We start from the raw sequence: 21,177 nt of genomic DNA on the forward strand, positions 1-21,177 counted from the left end.
GTCCAATCAAGATCCATCGGGAAGTGAGCGAGCGGTTCTCTGGATGGACAAATCCAATCAAGATAACAAAAAGGACCTCGCCGAAGCGAGGTCCTTTTGTTAAAGTAAATTAATCCACGATTTCTGCAGTGTCGCCGTTATTAGCGCCTGCTGCGTTTGCTTCGTCTGTATCGATATGCATATCCAGCGCGAAAGAATCGGAAACGCGGGCGATTACATTCTCAAGCACCAGACCGCGTTCGCCGCCAAGGCGAACTTTCAGCAATTGCTTGTCCGCAATGCCCCATTTTTCGGCATCGGATGTATGGAAATGAATGTGACGTGCAGCTACGATAACGCCTTGTTCAAGCTCAACTTCGCCAGCCGGACCCTTCACTTTGATTCCCGGAGTTCCATCAATCTTGCCGGATTCGCGAACCGGAGCTTTAACGCCGATCGCGAAGGAATCCGTACGGGAAATCTCCAGTTGTGAAGCAGGGCGTGCAGGTCCCAAAATACGGACTTTGTCGAATTGGCCTTTCGGTCCGATCACGGCTACCGTTTCGTTTGCCGCGAATTGTCCTGGCTGGGACAATGGCTTGAATTCGGTCAGTTGGTAACCTTGGCCAAACAAAGCTTCGATATGTTCTTGTGTCAGGTGAATATGACGTGCCGATACGCCGACGGGTACAATTTTGCTCATTTTTGAAACACTCCTCGTATAATCTCTATATCGATGACGATTCACATCGTTACCCATTATACACCTAATTCAAACAAAAAGAAAAAGATGTCCACTTATTGTGGACACCTTTTGAAGGGTTATACGAATTCTGCAACAAGATTGTCAAACTCGTTTTTTTGCAGAGCCAACGATTGATGAGCAAGCGGCTCTTGCTTGAACCCGTGCACCATATTCTCATAACTCTTCTTCTCTTTGTTCTGATAAATCAGGCCGGTAATCATGCTGCCCGTTTCCATCAGTTTGGACATCGCCATCGCCCGGTTGCTTGGATCATAATCCGGTACGGTCTCCAGATTAATGATGTTTTCCTTGAACCAGTCGTACGTGTTGACCTTGTTAAAGGTTACGCACGGGCTGAACACATTGATCAACGAGAAGCCTTCATGTTGAATGCCCTGTTCAATCAGGGAAGTCAATTGCTTCAGGTCGCTGGAGAACGATTGGGCTACGAAGGTGGCTCCGGAAGCAAGCGCAATTTCCAACGGAGACAGCGTCGATTCTACCGAACCTTCCGGAGTACTCTTCGTCTTGAACCCCTCGCCGCTGCGCGGTGAAGTTTGCCCTTTCGTCAGGCCGTAAATCTGATTGTCCATGACGATGTAAGTGATATTGATGTTCCTGCGGATCGCATGAACCGTATGGCCCATCCCGATGGCAAAGCCGTCGCCGTCGCCGCCGGAGGCGATGACCGTCAAATCGCGGTTGGCCAGCTTGACGCCTTGCGCGATCGGAAGCGCGCGTCCGTGAATTCCGTGCAGTCCATATGCATTAATGTAACCGGAGATCCGGCCGGAGCAGCCGATCCCGGAAATGACAGCCAGATTTTCCGGCTCAAGCCCTACAGCAGCTGCTGCGCGCTGGATAGCCGCCTGGATGGAGAAATCGCCGCATCCCGGACACCAGTTTGGTTTGATGTTATTACGGAACTCTTTAAAGGTTGCCATTCTTCACCAACTCCTCCTGTGCTTTGTTGCCGGCTGCATTTTTGCATCTTTCGAACACTTCCGAAGGCAGGAACGGATTTCCGTCATATTTGAGGACATTCACGATCTTATCGTGATGTCCGACATTCATTTTAATCAAGTTAGCCAATTGGCCGGTTGCATTGTTCTCCAGTACGACGATCTTCTTTGCTTTCTCCATTTGCTCCTTTACTTCATCGACCGGGAACGGATGCAGCAGGCGGACCGTCATATGGTTCGAAGTAATTCCTTCGCCGTTTAAGCGAAGACGGGCCTGATCGATCGTACCGCCCGTGGAACCCATGCCCACGATCAGAAGATCCGGATCGGCGTGAGGGGCGTGCAGATGGATCGGATTCTCCACCTCCAGCTTTGCCAGCTTGCGGAATCGCTTATCCATCATTTTCTTGCGGTTCACCGGGCTCTCCGAAGGACGTCCCGACTCATCATGCTCCACGCCGGTCACATGGTGAATGCCGTTCTTCTCGCCCGGAAGCACCCGCGGCGAAATTCCGTTTTCGGTGAACGCATAGCGGTTAAACATGCTCGAATCTTCGCGGTCCGGAATATCCTTGACCATATAGCCCCGGTCGATCTGGATTTTATCGAAATCCAGCACCTCGCAAGACTGCTTGCCCAGCGACAGCTGAAGGTCGGTCGCCAGAATGACCGGCACTTGATACTTCTCAGCAAGATTGAAGGCTTGAACGGTATCGTAGAAGCACTCTTCGATCGAGCTCGGAGCGAGCACAATCTTAGGGATTTCCCCGTGCGTCCCGTATATCAACGCGCTGATATCGCTCTGCTCCTGCTTGGTCGGAAGTCCCGTACTTGGACCGCCGCGCTGGGTATCCACGATAACGACCGGTATCTCGGTCATCCCCGCCAATCCGATCGCTTCCATCATGAGCGAGAGACCCGGTCCCGCCGATGCGGTCATGGTTCTTACTCCGGCATAGCTGGCGCCGATGGCCATCGTAATCGCCGCGATTTCATCTTCCGTTTGCACCACGGTGCCGCCGAACTTCGGCAGCTTTTTAATCAGATATTCCATAATTTCCGAAGCCGGCGTAATCGGATAGGCACTCATGATCCGGCAACCGGCAGCTACGGACCCGAGTCCGATGGCATCATTGCCGATCATGAACAGCTTCTGCTTTCCGTCGGCCGGTTCCAGCTTGAAGTTCTCCAGCGGACCGCCAGCGAGCTCAAGCACGTAATCCGCACCTCTTTTGACCGCTTCAATGTTTTTTTCCACGATCGCCGGACCTTTGCGCCCGAATTCTTCTTCGACCGCTTTATTGAATACTTCCAGCGGCAATCCCAAGAGCGCCCAGGAAGCGCCGGAAGCGACCATATTTTTCATTAACGAGGTGCCAAGCTCCTCAGCAATGCTAGTAATTGGAACGGCGAACAACTTCGCGTCCACGCCTTCGGGTACGACCGGATTGAATTTGGCGTCTGCCACAATGACTCCGCTGCTAAGCAGTTCATGTGCGTTCAAATCGATAGTCTCCTGGTCAAAAGCGACTAATATGTCCAAGTCGTCGGAAATCGCGCGAATCGGCTTGGTGCTGATCCGGATTTTATTGTTCGTATGGCCGCCTTTAATACGTGAAGAAAAATGCCGATAGCCGTATAAATAGTAACCCAGTCGGTTCAAAGCCGTCGAAAAAATCCGATCCGTACTTTCAACGCCTTCACCTTGCTGTCCACCGATCTTCCAAGACAATTGACTAATCAAGATCGCCCACCCCTTTATGGTATCGCACTAGAATTTAGATGATATTAGTGCTGACAGAATGTAAACCTGTGAGGAATCGTATATAAACCCCTGACATTTGTGAACATTCTGTTTCAGAGTCATGTCAATTTTATGTCGCAAACATATAAAAAGCAAGCGTTTTCTACCCTTTTTCATATAGTAGTTTTCGATGAAACCAATCTCGTAATTGGATTAATTAAAGCGCTTACTTTATTTGTGGGAGCCATGTTCTTAAAAATGAAAGTGCATTACCGGACAACCATCCCTTTACAAGGTCTTCAGGATAGTGCCGGAGCAGCAGTTCCACCAAGTTCGCGTAGTGGCCGCTATGTCTCAAATCCTCGATATGGCTCTCGATCCCGTCAAAATCCGAACCAAACATGATGTTTTTTTCGCCACCCAGGGAACAAATATGCTCCAGATGCGGTAGAATGTCGCTCGCGGCTACTACAGGAGCTTTTTTAACAAACCAGGGAACGAACGTTACTCCGATTCTGCCGTCCAAGGAAACGATCTCCTGAATTTGGTCATCCCGCAAGTTACGGACATGGGAACATACGCCGTAAGCGTTGGAGTGGGATGCGATAAAAGGTTTTCCCGCCTCTTCGGCCATTTCGGCCAGCTCCCAGAATCCTTTGATCGATAAATGAGATACATCAAGTATGATGCCGAGCTGATGACAGGCTTTGACCAGTTCCACGCCCTGCGGAGTTAATCCGCCACCACGCGGTTCAAGGATACCGTCCGCTGCCCAATTGGCGAAGTTCCACGTTAGACCCAGGCATCGCACGCCTCGCTCATAGCATAGCTTCAAGTAATGAAGATTGGCTTCCAACCCGTCCGCCCCTTCAATCGAGAGCAGTCCGCCCGGCCGACCCGCCTTCACCGCCTCGTCGAGCTCTTCAACTGTGGTGATCGCAGCCAAACCGGATTGCACTACTTTTTGCCTGAATAGATCGATCTGGTCTAGGACGTAACCAAATTGCGGTTTGCCGAGCTTCTCGGAAAGATAGATCGCAAAGCATTGTAATTCGACTCCGCCTTGACCCATCCGTTCCAGATTGACATCCAACCGGGGGTCCCGCGTAAAATCCAGATTATGATCCAACTGCATTTTACTTAGTACATCGCAATGAAAATCCACGATTTTGTAAGCCAAACCGATCCCTCCGCTCATTCTTGTAATACCCGTTAATATCAAAATAAATGCAAAAAAACCTGTCTACTCTATCGTAAACAGGCATCTTCAACAGGATTTTCAATTATTTTATCTAGGTTCTACGATCAATTTTATAGCAGTGCGATCTTCGCCATCGATCACGATATCCGTAAATGCCGGAATACAAATCAAATCGACACCGCTTGGCGCCACAAATCCCCGGGCAATCGCTACCGCTTTAATAGCTTGGTTGAGAGCACCCGCCCCAATGGCCTGAAGTTCAGCAGCGCCACGTTCTCTTAGTACTCCAGCAAGCGCACCGGCAACGGAGTTAGGATTGGATTTTGCTGAAACTTTTAATACTTCCATGGTTAGTACCTCCTGGGAATTGGTTTGATTGATCCCACTACTTAGAAGATATTCGTGAGACTTCAAAAAATTCCTTCTTTTTTCTCCAGAGGCCTTCCCTACAGCTTAATATGTTTACTCCATAATCCATTCGTCTTCGAGCAGACGTATTTTCTGAATTTTCTTGGCATGGCCCGTGGCCTCGTCAATATCAACCACACAGGCATGAAACTGCCATTTTCCTTCGCATACCTGAAAACGTACCGGCAACTGGGTCGTGAACTTGCGCAGTACGGCATCACGCTCCATACCGAGTACTCCCTCCCGGGAACCGACCATGCCCGCATCGGTCAAATAAGCGGTCCCTTGAGGCAAAATAATATCGTCATTACTCTGAACATGCGTATGTGTCCCGACTACCAGAGAGACGCGTCCGTCCAAATGCCAGCCCATTGCGATTTTCTCCGATGTGGCTTCGGCATGGAAGTCGACTAAAATGCACTTATGCTTTTTGGAGAGACTACCCACAATTTCGTCCGCCATCCGGAAAGGATCCTCAATCGCCGGCAAAAAGGTACGGCCCATCAGGTTAACCAAGGCCAGTTCCTTGCCGTTAGCCCGAATGATCGTGGAACCCAACCCCGGCGTTCCCGGCGGAAAGTTCGCAGGACGCACCATCCGCGGCTCGTCGTCGATAAAGTCAAAGATCTCTTTATTATCCCAGGTATGATTGCCCATCGTTAGGCCATGAATGCCAAGGTCAAAAAAATCTTTGGCGATTTTGGCGGTAATGCCCCGTCCGGCCGCAGCATTTTCACCATTGGCTATAATAATGTGCGGATTGTATTTTGATTTCAAATGAGGCAGTGTATCCTTCAGCGCTTTACGTCCCGTGTTTCCAACGATATCTCCGATAAACAGAACTTTAATGACGTTTCCTCCTCAGATCTGGCATTCCGGTAGAACTAATACCTCCGGAACTTATCATATTTAAAAGTGAAAAAGCGGCCCACGGGGGGCCACTTTTCAGCATAACCTTTACTTAGCGTATTCAACCGCCCGTGTCTCGCGAATGACGGTAACTTTGATGTGCCCCGGATAATCGAGTTCACTTTCAATCGTTTTCGTAATATCTCTCGCCAGACGGAATGCTTCCGCATCGTCGATCTTTTCAGGCTGAACCATCACGCGCACCTCGCGGCCCGCTTGAATGGCAAAGGATTTCTCCACGCCTTCGAACGATTCGGAAATCTCCTCGAGCTTCTCCAAACGCCGGATATACGTCTCCAGCGTTTCGCGCCGTGCGCCAGGTCTCGCTGCCGACAAGGCATCAGCTGCACCCACCAGCATCGCAATGACCGAAGTTGCCTCACAGTCCCCATGGTGAGAAGCGATACTGTTGATAACGACCGGATGCTCTTTATACTTCTTAGCCAGTTCCACGCCGATTTCGACATGAGATCCTTCCACTTCATGATCAAGCGCTTTACCGATATCGTGCAGCAGTCCGGCCCGCTTCGCGAGCGAGATATCCTCACCCAGCTCTCCGGCCATAAGTCCGGCCAGGTAAGCCACCTCCATGGAATGCTTCAACACATTTTGTCCGTAGCTTGTCCGGAACTTGAGACGTCCCAAAATCTTGATTAAATCCGGATGCAGCGCATGAACCCCTACTTCGAAAGTAGCCTGTTCACCGTACTCGCGGATACGTTCATCGACCTCGCGACGGGATTTCTCAACCATTTCTTCGATCCGCGCCGGGTGAATACGTCCGTCCGCCACCAGTTTCTCCAGTGCGGTGCGGGCAATCTCACGGCGTATCGGATCAAAGCCCGACAAGATAACCGCTTCCGGTGTATCATCGATAATCAGATCGATACCGGTAAGCGTCTCCAGCGCACGGATATTCCGGCCTTCACGACCGATAATCCGACCCTTCATCTCCTCGTTAGGCAACGATACTACCGATACCGTCGTTTCCGCGACATGGTCTGCCGCACAACGTTGAATGGCCAGCGTAATGATCTCGCGGGATTTCTTATCCGCTTCTTCCTTCGCTTGCTGTTCAATGTCTTTAATCATTTGGGCTGTTTCATGGCGAACTTCCTGTTCCACATTGTTCAAAATGATGGTACGGGCATCCTCCATGCTCAAATTCGAAATACGCTCCAGTTCTTGAACCTGACTCTTGTAAATCAGATCAATCTGTTGCTGTGTTTCTTCAATCCGTTTCTCTTTGCCAGCCACTTGCTCTTCTTTACGTTCCAGCGATTCCAATTTTTTATCCAGCGACTCTTCTTTTTGCAACAATCGTCTTTCTTGTCGTTGAATTTCATTCCGACGTTCACGAATGTCTTTATCAGCTTCGGCTCTAAGCTTGTGGACTTCGTCCTTCGCTTCAAGAACCGTTTCCTTTTTCAGTGCTTCTGCGTCTTTCTTCGCGTTATCCAAGATTTGACTTGCAGCTTGTTCCGCACTGGAAATTTTAGCTTCTGCAAGAGATTTGCGAATAAAATACCCGATCACGAACCCAAAGAATAAAGCGGCTGCAACGAGAACGATCCAGATTCCTGCGTTCATCTGTTCACCTCCCCGTTGTTTCCTCCAAGGCATTCCTTGGGATGTTTGCAGTTGTAATTTTTCTCATTCATCATCATACAAAGAATTCATTACAGGCCGTTTAAGGCAAGGCTCTCCATGTGTGAGTGATGCAAAGTTTCCTCCAGCCACAAACGGAAAATTTGGCCTACATGATTTTCGAATAGAATCTTCACGGGACCCATAATTTTGGAAGGAAAAAAAGGGCCCAAGTAAAAATAGATTCATGTTCATTTTATTATTTGATGAAAGAAATTGTCAAGCAAATGACAAGCAATGTCTGTTTTGCTGTTATTCATTCTCCCACTCTTCTTCTTCGCTCATTCCATCTTCCTTGCCAAGCTCGCGAATGACTCTGGAGACGAGCGATCCCGAAAAGCCCCGGCGCATTAAAAATGCTCCGGTTTTTCGTTTACGGTCTGCCGGCTCGCCAGACGTGGAACGCCATTTCTTGGAAGCAAGCTCAAGGGCGCTCTCGAACTCGTCATCCTCGCTGACCGTTTGAAGGGCCTCTTCGATCAATGGCTTGGAAACCCCCTTCTGACGCAGTTCATGTCGTACCCACAGCTTCCCCTTGCCCCGGCCGCGGACACGCTGTCCTGCCCATTCTTGCGCGTATGCCGCGTCGTTCACCAGACCCTCCGCCGTTAACCGCCGTACGACTTCAGCTGCGGCCTCTTCGCTCCATCCCTTTTCTCCGAGTCGCATAGTTATTTCGAAGGCCGTGCGCGGCTTACGGCTCAAATAATGCAGTGCATCCGCATAAGCTTGCTGCCGTTCGTCGGCAAGCACGATTTCTTCCAACTCGTTCTTGGTAAAGGCCGCGCCTTTAATCATGCGGTACTTGATCATGACATCTTCATGGACTTCCAGTGAATAAGACCCGAATGAAATCCGGTATCGGAACTTGGGACGTTTCAACAGCAAAACGGATGTGATCGTCAGATCGATGCCCTCAGGAAATGCATCAATACCGCCGCTTTCCCCGGTTGACCCGGTTGAGAGATCTTCCGAAGCATTGCCGCGTGTCATCTCCCAAAATCCCTCTTCCGAAATATCTACAATGCCGCCGGATTGTTCCTGCTTTCCCCGGCTGCCAGCCTGTTTATTCCGTCCGCCATATCGCTGTTCCACCCGTCTATCGCTCCTTTATTCAGCACAATTAGAATCTCAGTTAAATAAAAAACGCCCTGTACCGGGAAGCCCCGGCCACAGAGCGCTTTAACAGCATGAGTTATTATTCTTCAAAAAGCGCCTGTTCTTCTTTAGCTTCAGCTTCCTGGTCGCTTGGTGACGAAGGAGGTACGGAAGTCGTCAAATTGCTGGCCTCCCGGATTTTCTGCTCGATGGCGTTAGCAATTTCAGGATGCTCTTTAAGATACTGCTTCGCATTTTCACGGCCCTGACCCAACCGTTCTCCGGCATAGGAATACCAAGCGCCGCTCTTATCCACGATATCCTGTTCCGCACCTATATCGATAATGCTGCCTTCTCTGGAAATTCCCTCACCGTACATAATATCGATCTCCGCCTGTTTAAAAGGAGGAGCTACTTTGTTCTTGACTACTTTAATCCGCGTCCGGTTACCAACCATATCATTGCCCATTTTGATCGTTTCCACACGGCGAACGTCAAGACGAACCGTGGAATAGAACTTCAAGGCACGGCCGCCAGGCGTGGTTTCAGGGTTCCCGAACATAACGCCGACTTTCTCCCGCAATTGGTTAATGAAGATGGCGATCGTTTTGGACTTGCTGATTGCCCCTGACAATTTGCGAAGAGCCTGGGACATTAGACGCGCCTGAAGACCGACGTGGGAATCCCCCATCTCGCCTTCAATTTCCGCTTTAGGAACCAGAGCGGCTACAGAGTCGATAACAATGACATCAACGGCGCCGCTTCGCACGAGCGCTTCGGCGATTTCGAGCGCCTGCTCACCGGTGTCCGGCTGAGACAACAGCAGTTCGTCGATATTTACGCCCAGTTTGTTTGCATAAGAAGGATCGAGGGCATGCTCCGCATCAATAAAAGCGGCTTGTCCGCCAATCTTCTGAACCTCGGCGATCGCATGCAGCGCCACCGTCGTTTTACCGGAAGATTCCGGTCCGTATACTTCAATGATCCGGCCGCGGGGAAGTCCCCCCGTACCAAGTGCGATATCTAATGCCAACGATCCGCTAGGTACGATCTCCACCTGCATATGCGTGGATTCTCCCAGCTTCATGATCGAACCTTTACCGAATTGTTTTTCTATTTGACGAAGCGCCATTTCCAGCGCTGCTTTACGATCTGACAATCAGCTCACATCCTTAAATATGATTGGATATACGATTTCTTACATTTATAATTGTACCTTGTTTTGGAACGTTTGCCAAGCATTTTTTCGAACATACATTCGTAAATTTTTCTATGTCGCTCAAACCCTTCTGGAACGTTTAGAAAAGCTTTGCCTCCTTTCGAAAACACCCATAATGGATAATTCGCCAGGCTTGAACCGATGATTTTCCGCGCTCTTCTTCCCCTCATGCTGAATGTGCCCGTTGACATGGTAATGCTGCCGTTTACGATGACGCCCCATGTCTCGAGCAAGTCCTCTGGCCCCAAAGCGATTAACGATCCACTCCTTCCCGTTCCATACTTATAACGACAAAAAGAACCGCAGCAAAACAATCAGTTTGCTGCGGTTCTTCCGCTAAAATCTATTATACTCCGGTTGAAATCCGTAAGGCAAGGCATAGCATTCCCGATTAAAGCGGCTGCTCTGCCTTCAATTGTTTCCAAAGATGATAAAGCACGGTTTTGGCCGACCGCAATCGAATCGTCTCACGGTTTCCCTTTAAATTTAGTTCATAGACGTCGGTGTCGCCGCCGCGCCGGGAAATACCGATATATACCAGACCGACAGGCTTGCGTTCGGAATAACCGGGGCCAGCCACACCCGTAATCGACAATCCGAAATCGGTATCCACGATCATGCGCACTTGCTCCGCCAGCACTTTGGCCGTTTCCGCGCTGACGGCCCCGGGGGCGTTATCGCCTTCCAACAATTCATGCGGCACGTTCAGAAGTTTCTCTTTCATCGCATTGGAATAGCAGACTATTCCTCCGAGGAACACCGTGGCGCTGCCGGGAATGCCCGTAACCGACTGCATCAGGAGCCCGCCGGTACAGCTTTCCGCGGCGCTCAATGTGAGCCCCCGCTCCGTCATCATATCCACGATCGTCTTCTCGATCGGCACGTCTTCGCTGGCGTAAAGGTGATCCGGGAGCCTTGAGCCGATTTCGGCCTCCAGCTTATCCAGTTTTTCCATCGCTTCGTGCTCTGTTCTTGCTTTGGTGGAGATCCGGATCGTGACTTCACTTTCCTTGGCATAGGGAGCGACCGTCGGATCGGATTGGTTCTCGATGAGATCCAGCAGCTTGGTCTCCAACCCCGATTCCCCGATGCCTGCAAACTTGAGCATTTTGGAATATAGCGGCTCCTCCTGGGTTAATACATGCTGCAAAATCCATGGTTTCGCCTGCTTCTCATACATCGGCTTCATTTCGGACGGAGGCCCCGGAAGCAGCACGTAAAACTTCCCGTTTTCCTCGATGGCATTCCCGACAGCGAGCCCGGTTTCGTTCGGCAACGGCGTCCCCCCGTCAACGACCAGCGCCTGCCGGCGGTTGTTTTCCGTCATAGGAACACTGCGGCCCTGGAAGAACCGGTCCACATTGTCCATCGCGATCCGGTCGATGTGTAGCGATCTTCCCAGCACCGCAGCCACGGCGTCCTTGGTCAGATCATCCTGGGTCGGGCCAAGCCCGCCGGTAAAAATAAGCAGGTCTGCCCGCTCAGATGCGACCCTAATCGCATGGGACAGGCGATTCACGTTATCGCCCACAACGGTTTGAAAATATACGTCAATCCCTATGGAAGCAAGTTCCTGGGACAAATATTGCGCATTGGAATTTACGATTTGACCAAGCAGCAGCTCGGTACCGACTGCGATGATTTCTGCTTTCATTTGTCATGTCTCCTTTCCGGAGGATTGCACGCTTAATTGCGGATGGCTTACATTTTCGATAAATTAAGCACGTTTTTATTTTTCACGAAATAATCGATTCCCGAGTAAATCGTAATGATGGCGGCCAGCCAGATCGCGATCTCGTCAAATGGGACATGGATCCACTCGAACGGGAAGTTATTCAGCAAGAGCACCGAAATGGCAATAATCTGCGTGATGGTCTTGGCTTTTCCCCATTTGCTCGCAGCGATTACGGAGCCTTCAAGCAGGGCCACTTCGCGAAGTCCCGTTACGGCAAACTCCCGGCTGATGATCACGATCACGATCCAGGCGTCGCATTTGCCCATGGCTACGAGCGCAACCAAGACGGCAGCCACCAGTAACTTATCCGCGAGCGGATCAAGCAATTTGCCCAAGTTCGTAACCAAATTATGCTTGCGGGCGATATACCCGTCGATTCCGTCCGTACTTGCCGCGATGATAAACAAAATAGCGCCGATCAGCTGATTCACCGGCAAAGAATAATTCCCCAGCGTCAGATCATACGACCACCAATCCAAATCCACCAGCAAAAAAACAAGCATCAGCGGAATCATGAAAATTCGGGCTAACGTGATGCGGTTGGGCAAATTCACAGGATCGCCTCCCCTGACAGATCATACTCATAAGCATGCGTAATCCGGACTTTGGTTATTTCTCCGATGGCTGCCGAACAATTACTTACGAACACTTCCCCGTCGATTTCCGGTGCATCGTATTGGGACCGTCCCACATACACGTCACTGCGTCCGTCGTATCGCTCCACGAGCACGTCAAGAACCTGTCCGACATACTTGCCACCGTTCTCATTGGCGACGGAACGCTGAATCTCCATCAGCGTATTGGCGCGCCATTCTTTAACCTCGTCATCGATTTGCTCCGGCAAACGCGATGCCGGGGTATCTTCTTCCATCGAATATGTAAAAACGCCCAACCGGTCGAACTTGATTTCCCGCACAAAATCGCAAAGCGCCTGAAATTCTTCCTCGGTCTCTCCCGGAAACCCTACAATGAGGGAAGTACGCAGCGAAACACCGGGTATTCTTTCCCTGATTTTAGATATCAATTCCCGGGTATCCCGGTTCCGTCCAGGCCGACGCATCCGCTTCAAAACAGCATCCTCGCTATGCTGCAGCGGCATATCCACGTATTTGCAAACTTTCGGGTTGCTTGCCATCGTTTCGATCAAATCATCACTAAAAAATCCGGGATAAGCATAGTGCAGTCTTACCCATTGAATTCCCGCCACCTGACTGACTCTATCGAGCAATTCGGCCAATTTGAGCTCCCCGTAGAGATCGCTGCCATAGTTGGTCGAGTCCTGGGCAATCAGGCTGACTTCCTTAACCCCTTGAGCCGCAAGCAGCTCCACTTCAGCCACAACCGATTCGATGGAACGGCTGCGGAATTTTCCGCGCATTAGCGGAATGCTGCAAAAAGTACAATTGTTGTCGCAACCTTCGGCGATTTTAATATAGGTCGTATGCCGGGCAGTTGTAAGCTTACGGGGCAAGCTCTCTTCATAATTAAACACGGGATTTCCGACTTGAATCGGCTTTTTCCCTTTTAAAGCTTCGTCCACGATCTGGTTGATATTATAAAAATCCCCCGTCCCGACGATCCCGTCAATCTCAGGCATCTCCTCCATAAGACTCTGCTTGTACCTTTGGGTCAGGCAACCTGAAACAATCAAGGCCTTCAGCTTGCCGGTCTCCTTAAGATCGGCCAGATCCAGAATCGTATTGACGGATTCCTCTTTGGCCGCATCAATAAAGCCGCAGGTGTTGACGATGATAACCGTTGCGTCCTCTTGATCTTCTACCAGCCGATAGCCCCTTGCATCAATCAGACCGGACATAATTTCGGAATCCACCAGATTTTTTTCGCAGCCTAGCGTAACTACTTTCACTTTTTCTGTCATGAGATATATCCCCCATTGCTCTAGAGCCGTAATCCCGAATTAAAAAACCTAATTAAGTATAATATTTCCGTAACAGTACTGTCAAAATCAATAAAATCAGCTCCATGCAGCAATATAATTGAAAAAAGTCCCACGCGGTGCATTGCACTGCGAGAGACCGTACACTGTCTATTTCAGATTGGTGAACTGCAAATCGACGGTAAGATCAGCCTTGCGGAGCATTTGAATAATCTGCTGCAGATCGTCCCTGCTCTTGCCGGTAACCCGGATCTGATCCCCTTGAATCTGACTCTTCACCTTCAGTTTGGAATCACGGATCAACACATTGATTTTTTTGGCGTTTTCCTGATCGATCCCCTGCTTCAAATTAATCCGCTGGCGCACTGCACCAAGCGAAGCCGGCTCAATCTTGCCATAGTCGAGATTTTTGATCGGCAGCCCGCGCTTTATCATTTTTGACTGCAAAATATCGATTACCGCATTCAGTTTGTACTCGTCGTCGGAAAGAATCACCAATACGTCCTTTTCGACTTTCAGTTCACTTTTGCTGCCCTTAAAATCAAACCGGTTGGCGATTTCCCGCTCGGTCTGGTCGATCGCGTTGGTCAATTCCTGCATGTCCATTTTGGATACAATATCAAAAGAGCTTTCAGAAGCCATCATTCACATTCCTTTCCAATGTTCTCTATCCCTTAATTATATGTAAAAGATTTCGCAAAGTCGAGTCAGGAGAATTCTGCCTGCTGAAAAACAAAAGACGTCCCTGGCCATCCATCGGCCAAAGACGCCCGTATTATTCGGCGTTAGTTCCGGTTCCGTCGGCGTTAGTACCGTCAGTGGTAGTATTGTCCGTCGAGGTTCCGTTATCCGTATTTGTCGTTCCTGCATCGGCGCTGCCCAGATTTAACTGGATTTTGGAAGTATTCTTGCCGTCCGTAACAACCTGATCTCCAACCGTAATCGTCGTTTTCGAAGAGGCGCCCGATTTGATGAACAGGCCTTCAGGACCAAGTTCGTAATTCAATACATCGCCTCCGTTTTCCGACGTATTGTCGAAAAACAGCTTTTCTCCATTCTTGTCTCCCTTGCGAACTTCCACCCAGCTCTTGCCGGTGGACGTGATCACGACCGGAACAGGTTGGTCTCCAGCCGCCTGAACTAGAAATTTCGTCGTACTTCCTTCCGTACCGTCAGGGGTAACAACCACGGTACCAGGTTCCGCTCCTGTATTCGCATCGTCCCCACCGGTCTCGTTGGTTCCGCCGTTTGTGCCATTTCCGGCATTCCCCGTACCCGTTCCGTCGTTACCCGTGGTTCCGTCATTTCCCGTTCCCGGATCCGAGCCGTTTTGGCCTGCGTTTCCGTTGTTTCCGCTGTTTCCATTGTTTCCTTTGCTGACATCCGTCACCGGAGTCTGGTCGGGCTGATTATCCTTGGCTTCGTCGCCCTTGCCCCAGACGGTGAAATACATATAAATCACCACGAGGATCAGCACGGCAAACGACCACATCAACGTCGTTGACAACCACTTGGAATTACGTTCCGACGTCCGCGAACTGCGCCGCTTCTGCAGCACGGGTTCCATCGCCGGTTCCGGAGCCACGTCAGGCACATGTTGCTTATGCTCGTTCAGCAGTTCGTCGGGATCCACACCCACAGCTTCGGCATAAGTCTTAATAAAGGCCCGCACATAAAAACTTCCGGGCAGAACTTTATAATCCCCTGCCTCGATGGCTTCCAAATATCGCTTGCGAATCTTCGTCATTTCTTGAACGTCGTCCAGAGACAATCCTCTGGAAAGGCGGGCTTCCTTCAATTGCTGGCCCAAATCCGACACGACCATCACCTCCCGTAATGTTAAAAATAATAATGTGTCAATTCATGATCTATATGTGATGCAGCGTGACATACGCTATGCTTCATAACTCGTCGGAATAAATTGTAGTGAACGTATCATAAACGATTTGCTCATCAGGATTGTTACGCAATTCAATAATTATGTCAAAATCGTCATAATTGTATTCGGATTCTTTAATGAATACGTCTGGATGTTCTATGACGATGGTCGAAGGCATGCTCATTAAATGCTGCAACAGCTGATAGTGCTTTTCATTCGATCGGAGCGTACTGATAATCCCGTCAATGATAAACACATTGTTCGGGTTCATTTCATCTTCCGATAACTGGCTGCGTACCGTCTGTCTCAGCAAAGTCGAAGAAACGAACGTCCATCGCTTCATCGCGCAGACACTGCCGGCGATAATGGACTCCGTCTTCCCCACCCGGGGCATCCCTCTTAAGCCGATTACCTGGTGACCGTCCCTTTTTAATACTTCACCCAAAAAATCAACAAGCAACCCAAGCTCATCCCGCGTGAAGCGGAAAGTTTTATGGTCGTCGGAATCCCTGACGATATAGCGGCCATGCCGGACAGCCAAAAGATCGACGAGCCTTGGAGTCCGCAGGGCGGTAACCGTTATGCTGTCTACTTTACGGAGCATCTGGTCAATCAGGGCGATTTTCCCGTCGTCGTCACTCTCCAGAAGCAGCCCACGGGTTTCTCCCTCGACGCCGTTGATCGTCAAAATATTTACTTCAAGCATCCCGAGCGTAGAGGCGATATCCCCCAGCAGGCCGGGACGGTTTTTATGTATTTTATACTCCAGATACCATTGCTTCGGTCCCATTCCTACACCTTCTTTATGTCCTATACCACCATTCGACAAAATAGGCCTATTTTCCTGCTCCGTTCTTGAAAAGTTGGATCTCGGAATGACGACCTGAAAATGCGAACAGAATATGAATACGTGTCTTATGATATATAAAATAGAATTGAAAGGCAAGCCGCTGCAATATATTGGAGAAAAGCTCCCTTAAAGGGAGCTTTTTCTCTGCCGGATTATGCGTTTCTCTTAGCCAGCTTGACCATAAGTTTGGCAATGGTCCGGCGTTCCTCTTCATTTCCCACATCCCATATTTCTTTCAGGGTGCGGTTGGATTCATTCTGAGGATCGACCTTGTCGTCCAGAAATCCACCAATTTCATAAGCCAGGTTGGCGATTGCCTCCTCGCTCATGCCCGATTTCTCCGCGTGTTGCACGCGGTCACCGAGAAATTTTTTCCAGGTATCAAAATTTTTGAGTACTGTTGACATTTATTAAATCCTCCTTCGGTTGGCGATTTAAAATCAACAGTCCTAATATGCGATGAACGCCCCTGCTTTATTCGCCGCCGGCCGGTGGGGAAATCAGGTAACCCAGCCGCCGTTGGGGCTGATAATCTGCCCGGTGATGTACCCCGACTCCGGCAAAGCAAGAAAATAAACCAGCGAGGAAATCTCCACGGGCGAAGCAAGCCTCCCGGCAGGAATCTCTTCCTCAAGCTGTTTCAGTTCCTCTGCGTCAAAGCGAGCCATCATCTCCGTTTTCACCGCACCGGGAGCAACCGCATTAACGGACACGCCCGAAGGTGCCAGCTCTTTCGCCAGCGCTTTGGTAAAGGAGTTTACGCCTCCTTTGGCGGCGGAATAAACAACTTCGCAAGATCCTCCGGAAATGCCCCAGACAGAGGATACATTAATAATCCGTCCAAAACGTTGCGAGATCATGTACGGCATAAAGATCTGGCTGCACAAAAACACGCTTTTCAAATTCACGGCCATGACGTCGTCCCACTGTTCTTCTTCAACATCCGAGAGCAGACCGTAATGGGATATGCCGGCATTATTCACCAGAATATCCGGATGCAGCCCATGACTATCCAGCTTTTCTTTCATGCGCAGGATCTGTTCCTTGCTCCGTAAATCCGCCGACACGGTATATACTTTAGCGCCGAGCTCAAGGCACTTGCGGGCCACTTCATTGGCTGCTTCATGTGAATTCATATAATGGATAACCACATTCATTCCGACCGAAGCGAACCGGAGCGCGATTTGCGCTCCGATTCCCCGGCTCGCGCCGGTGACAAGCACGGTCATGTCCCCGATGTTCTTCTCTACCCCATGATTCATTGCCATTTACGGACTCACCACTAACGAAATGGCCAACTGCTCCCAATCGATATGCTCGCGCAGCCGGGTGTTTACTTCATCCAGGGTCAGCGACTCGTATACCGATAGCACCTCAAAGAAATCTCCGCCACGGAAGTGATAACGGGTAAATTCGTGGGCGATATTTTCGGGAGAGTTCAACATTCTTAAATAACCGCCGATCTTTTTCTTGCGGGCGCGTTCAAAATCCTCCTCGCGCAAGCCGGTTTCCGTCACGCCCTTAATTTCCTCCGTAATGACCTGCAGCAGGCGCTCCGGATCCTTCGTATCCCCGCCGATGGCGGAGAAGGCGTAATTGGGATTGCTATTGTACTCATGAGAGAAACTGTCGGAAATCAGATCCAGATCATAAAGTTTCTGATACAGCCGGGTGCTGGCACCGAGCAACAGGTCCAACGCCAACTTGGTCGCAAGATCACGGCGCAACAGTTCCTCTCCGCTGTATCCGAGCTTGGTTTCCTTGAAACCGAAAAGGCATTTCGGCAGCGCCACCGGAAGCTTGGATTCACGGCGTTTTTCATGTACGGCTACCGGCTCCTCAGCAAACAAGCGTGCAATCGGACCTTGCGGCTGATATTCTTTCTTGGCTTGATTCTCCCTCACCAACCGAAACACTTCTTCGGCATCTACGCCGCCAACGACAAACAGCAGCATATTGCTGGGATGATAAAATGCGTTGTAGCAAGTGTATAGCGTTTCCTTCGTAATCGTACCGATCGATTCCACCGTTCCCGCTATATCGATATGCACCGGATGGACGCCATACATCGCTTCAATTAGCCCGAAGTAGACTCTCCAATCGGGATTGTCGCGGTACATGCCGATTTCCTGGCCGATAATACCTTTCTCTTTTTCCACATTCTGATCCGTAAAATAAGGATGTTGAACGAAATTGATCAGCGTTTCCAGATTGTCCTTGATGTTCTCGGTAGCTGAAAATAGATATACGGTCTGGTCAAAGCTAGTGAAAGCGTTGGCGGAAGCACCCTGGGAAGCAAACTTGGCGAAAATATCTCCTTCAGGCTCCTCGAACATCTTATGCTCCAGAAAGTGAGCGATCCCGTCAGGAACGGATATTTCCTCTTCCCCGGCAACACGGAAATGGTTGTCGATCGAGCCGAATTTCGTTGAAAAGGTGGCATATGTTTTCTGGAATCCCGGCTTGGGGAGTACATACACCTGAAGTCCGTTATCCATCGTCTCGCGGTATAACGTCTCCTTTAAAGTATCATAGGTGATAGCTTCCACCGTTCATCCCTCCTTTTGACCTGTCAAAAAGTAAATGGTGTCGAGCTGGAACGTTTCGGCCGCCCCGATCACGTCTTTAACGGTCACCTGCTCCACCTGGCTGAGCAGCTCTTCTGCCGGACGTTCTTTGCCGGACAGTACCCGGTTGAAATCGTAAGCGATCATTTCAAAAGCCGAGTCCTGCATTTCAAGCAGACTGTTGCGGATCATCGCTTTGGTCTGGCTCATCTCCAGCTCGCTGATTTCGCCACTGCGCATGCTTGCTAGTTGTTCTTCAATAATCCGAAGCGCTTTGTCGTAATTCTCGATCTCGATCCCGGACTGGATCGTCATCAGGCCTTTGTGTCCGTCATAACGGGACGCGGCGTAGTAGGCAAGGCTCTCTTTCTCCCGTACATTCATAAACAGTTTGGAGTGAGGATAACTGCCCAGAATCCCGCTATAAAGCAGGGCGGAGGCATACCGTTCGTCTCCGTAAGTAATCGGAGTGCGAAGCCCGAGATTGAGCTTGCCTTGATTGACGTCAAGGGCTTCCTTCACCGTACGTACTTCTTCGGATTTGATTTCGCTATGCTCGGGGGCATATTCCGGAGAAGCGGAGCGGTTAAGATGAAACATCTTCTCCACCAATTCCTGTACTTCCGCGAGAGAAGTGTCTCCCACTACATACAAATCAAGGCTGGCTTGCTGCAGCCAATTCCGGTAAGCCTCATAAAGCGATTCCGGCGTAATGCCGTCCAAATCGCTGCGTTGGCCGAGCGGATGCAGACGGTAAGGATCGTTTCGGAACATCTCCTCCAAGCACCGTTCGGCAGCATACCGAATTTTATCGTTAATGATGCTTTCCAGCTTTTGACGGACGTTTTCGCGTTCGGAAGTTACATAAGCGGGCCGGAAAACGCCCTCCTCCAGCACAGGCTTGGTTACGACCTCGCCGAGAAAAGCAAAGGATTGGGACAGCAGCGATTCTTCGCTTTGGACAAAAGAGTCGTTAATCGTATCCATACGAAATTGCACGATTTGATAATTTCCCCGTTTATACACGTCAAAGCCAAAACCGGCGCCATACAAGCGCTCAAGCTGTTCCCGGAACTGAATTGTTTCCGGATAAGATGCCGTGCCCCTTCTCAGTACAAAAGGGGTTAGTGCCGTCGTGGTTACCGTCTTGCTGTCCAGCGGAATGCCCGCATACAGGGAGACGGCAAACGTCTTGAAGCGGGTCGTTGGCAGTACATGGATCCGGATATGACCGGCACTGCCGCGTTCGAAAATCGTTTTGTTCAAGACCAAAACTCCTTTACGAGAGACTGATACTGCACGCTGTAATAAGAAAATTCAGTTCCATTCTATACCAATTCAAAGGAAAGAAGCAACCTGACGGATCAAGCGGCTGCTTCTTTATAAAGGCATAAAATTTACATACAGAAGATGTGTTTCCCTATCGTTTTTACCTGCGGACGCGTCCAGATCCATTTGGAGGTCGCCGTTTCGGGGTTGAAGTAATACAGGCATCCCCCGGAAGGATCCCATCCGTTTAAAGCCTGCTGAACCGCCTTGCGGGCATTTTCGTTCGGCTCCAGCCAGATTTGCCCGTCCGCGACCGCGGTAAACGCCCCCGGTTGGAAAATGACGCCCGATGCCGTGTTTGGAAAGCTCGGGGACTTCACCCGGTTCAGGATGACGGCGGCGACAGCGACTTGCCCTTCGAAAGGTTCCCCCCGCGCTTCCCCGTAAACGGCGTTAGCCATTATTTTCAGATCGTTTTCCGAAAGTCCCATGCCATTGGATGGAGATAAATCCGCGGATTCGGCTTTCGGCTTGTCCTTCGCGGCTTCCCCCGCCTCTTTCCCTGCATTCCCCTTGCCCTTTCCTTGTCCGCCCTGTGCATATTCCATTCCCGGTTTCCATGCCTTGGTAGCATTGTAAAGCTTAAGTTTGGTTTTAGGTCCGGCCAGACCGTCCGCCTTCATGCCGAACTCCGATTGGAACCACTTCAAAGATTCCCTCGTCTTCGGCCCGAAACTGCTATCGAGCTTGCCATGGTAAAATCCGAGAAAAGCGAGACGCCCTTGCAGCTCGTATACGTCCTTGCCGAACGCTCCGTAATCGATGACCTGCTCGCTGAAAACAGGAATGGCATGCTTCGGCGTTTCTTGTTTCATGTCCACATCTTTGGCTTGCCGAAAGTGGCTGTACCCGTAGACAATTCCGAACAAAAGCAGCACTAAACCCGCCGCGAACCATATCTTCATGTTTTTCATATCGTTTAGCTCTACCTTTCTGTTGTGGAATTAACATAATTGGTTGACATTATTATGACAAGGCCAGACCCTTCCTATGCACTATAAAATGACT

At 50.1% G+C, this 21,177-nt stretch carries 20 protein-coding genes; all 20 read right to left on the minus strand.

The features are described 5' to 3' along the window. Positions 1 to 109: 109 nt before the first annotated feature. Positions 110 to 682 (minus strand): phosphate propanoyltransferase, encoded by a 573-nt coding sequence (pduL, locus tag ACLB09_RS07485; RefSeq protein ID WP_410769176.1) that lies wholly within the window; start codon positions 680 to 682, stop codon positions 110 to 112. Between the two features lie 119 nt (positions 683 to 801). Further along, positions 802 to 1,668 carry a 2-oxoacid:ferredoxin oxidoreductase subunit beta gene (locus ACLB09_RS07490; RefSeq protein ID WP_410769177.1) on the minus strand — a complete coding sequence of 289 codons (867 nt, stop codon included), beginning with the start codon at positions 1,666 to 1,668 and terminating at the stop codon, positions 802 to 804. Next, positions 1,655 to 3,430 (minus strand): 2-oxoacid:acceptor oxidoreductase subunit alpha, encoded by a 1,776-nt coding sequence (locus ACLB09_RS07495; RefSeq protein WP_410769178.1) that lies wholly within the window; start codon positions 3,428 to 3,430, stop codon positions 1,655 to 1,657. Before ACLB09_RS07495 ends, ACLB09_RS07490 begins: the two co-directional genes overlap by 14 nt. A gap of 226 nt (positions 3,431 to 3,656) precedes the next feature. After that, positions 3,657 to 4,628, minus strand: coding sequence for a dipeptidase (locus tag ACLB09_RS07500; protein WP_410769179.1), 972 nt, complete (start codon positions 4,626 to 4,628; stop codon positions 3,657 to 3,659). A 90-nt stretch (positions 4,629 to 4,718) separates the two neighbouring features. After that, complete coding sequence (locus ACLB09_RS07505; RefSeq protein ID WP_006286829.1) at positions 4,719 to 4,979, minus strand: stage V sporulation protein S; 261 nt, start codon at positions 4,977 to 4,979, stop codon at positions 4,719 to 4,721. A 114-nt stretch (positions 4,980 to 5,093) separates the two neighbouring features. After that, positions 5,094 to 5,888, minus strand: a complete 795-nt coding sequence (locus tag ACLB09_RS07510) for a TIGR00282 family metallophosphoesterase (RefSeq protein ID WP_410770053.1) — start codon at positions 5,886 to 5,888, stop codon at positions 5,094 to 5,096. 108 nt (positions 5,889 to 5,996) lie between these two features. Next, positions 5,997 to 7,538: a ribonuclease Y gene (rny, locus tag ACLB09_RS07515; RefSeq protein ID WP_410769180.1), complete on the minus strand. Its 1,542-nt coding sequence runs from the start codon at positions 7,536 to 7,538 to the stop codon at positions 5,997 to 5,999. A 309-nt stretch (positions 7,539 to 7,847) separates the two neighbouring features. After that, positions 7,848 to 8,690, minus strand: a complete 843-nt coding sequence (locus tag ACLB09_RS07520) for a regulatory protein RecX (protein WP_410769181.1) — start codon at positions 8,688 to 8,690, stop codon at positions 7,848 to 7,850. 103 nt (positions 8,691 to 8,793) lie between these two features. After that, positions 8,794 to 9,852: a recombinase RecA gene (gene recA / locus ACLB09_RS07525; protein ID WP_410769182.1), complete on the minus strand. Its 1,059-nt coding sequence runs from the start codon at positions 9,850 to 9,852 to the stop codon at positions 8,794 to 8,796. Positions 9,853 to 10,303: 451 nt separating this feature from the next. Beyond that, positions 10,304 to 11,566, minus strand: coding sequence for a competence/damage-inducible protein A (locus tag ACLB09_RS07530; RefSeq protein ID WP_410769183.1), 1,263 nt, complete (start codon positions 11,564 to 11,566; stop codon positions 10,304 to 10,306). Positions 11,567 to 11,613: 47 nt separating this feature from the next. Beyond that, positions 11,614 to 12,201, minus strand: a complete 588-nt coding sequence (gene pgsA / locus ACLB09_RS07535) for a CDP-diacylglycerol--glycerol-3-phosphate 3-phosphatidyltransferase (protein ID WP_410769184.1) — start codon at positions 12,199 to 12,201, stop codon at positions 11,614 to 11,616. Then, positions 12,198 to 13,526 (minus strand): 30S ribosomal protein S12 methylthiotransferase RimO, encoded by a 1,329-nt coding sequence (rimO, locus tag ACLB09_RS07540; protein WP_410769185.1) that lies wholly within the window; start codon positions 13,524 to 13,526, stop codon positions 12,198 to 12,200. The genes pgsA and rimO overlap by 4 nt, the downstream gene beginning before the upstream one ends. A 168-nt stretch (positions 13,527 to 13,694) precedes the next feature. Further along, entirely contained in the window at positions 13,695 to 14,186 is a 492-nt protein-coding gene (locus ACLB09_RS07545; protein ID WP_410770054.1) for a YajQ family cyclic di-GMP-binding protein, read from the minus strand. 133 nt (positions 14,187 to 14,319) lie between these two features. Continuing rightward, positions 14,320 to 15,363, minus strand: a complete 1,044-nt coding sequence (locus tag ACLB09_RS07550) for a helix-turn-helix domain-containing protein (protein WP_410769187.1) — start codon at positions 15,361 to 15,363, stop codon at positions 14,320 to 14,322. Between the two features lie 82 nt (positions 15,364 to 15,445). Then, positions 15,446 to 16,213: a DUF3388 domain-containing protein gene (locus ACLB09_RS07555; protein WP_410769189.1), complete on the minus strand. Its 768-nt coding sequence runs from the start codon at positions 16,211 to 16,213 to the stop codon at positions 15,446 to 15,448. Positions 16,214 to 16,425: 212 nt separating this feature from the next. Continuing rightward, the gene (locus tag ACLB09_RS07560; RefSeq protein WP_410769190.1) at positions 16,426 to 16,680 is read right to left on the minus strand and encodes a DUF3243 domain-containing protein; all 255 of its coding nucleotides are present in this window, start codon (positions 16,678 to 16,680) and stop codon (positions 16,426 to 16,428) included. A gap of 93 nt (positions 16,681 to 16,773) precedes the next feature. Next, the gene (gene ymfI, locus ACLB09_RS07565) at positions 16,774 to 17,541 is read right to left on the minus strand and encodes an elongation factor P 5-aminopentanone reductase (protein ID WP_410769192.1); all 768 of its coding nucleotides are present in this window, start codon (positions 17,539 to 17,541) and stop codon (positions 16,774 to 16,776) included. Beyond that, the gene (gene yfmH / locus ACLB09_RS07570) at positions 17,542 to 18,822 is read right to left on the minus strand and encodes an EF-P 5-aminopentanol modification-associated protein YfmH (RefSeq protein WP_410769194.1); all 1,281 of its coding nucleotides are present in this window, start codon (positions 18,820 to 18,822) and stop codon (positions 17,542 to 17,544) included. A gap of 3 nt (positions 18,823 to 18,825) precedes the next feature. Continuing rightward, positions 18,826 to 20,106 (minus strand): EF-P 5-aminopentanol modification-associated protein YfmF, encoded by a 1,281-nt coding sequence (gene yfmF / locus ACLB09_RS07575; RefSeq protein WP_410769195.1) that lies wholly within the window; start codon positions 20,104 to 20,106, stop codon positions 18,826 to 18,828. 131 nt (positions 20,107 to 20,237) lie between these two features. Continuing rightward, entirely contained in the window at positions 20,238 to 21,083 is an 846-nt protein-coding gene (gene sleB / locus ACLB09_RS07580; RefSeq protein WP_410769196.1) for a spore cortex-lytic enzyme, read from the minus strand. Positions 21,084 to 21,177 lie beyond the last annotated feature (94 nt).

This window comes from Fontibacillus forbon (genome assembly GCF_046559655.1).
Taxonomy (GTDB): Bacteria; Bacillota; Bacilli; order Paenibacillales; family Paenibacillaceae; genus Fontibacillus.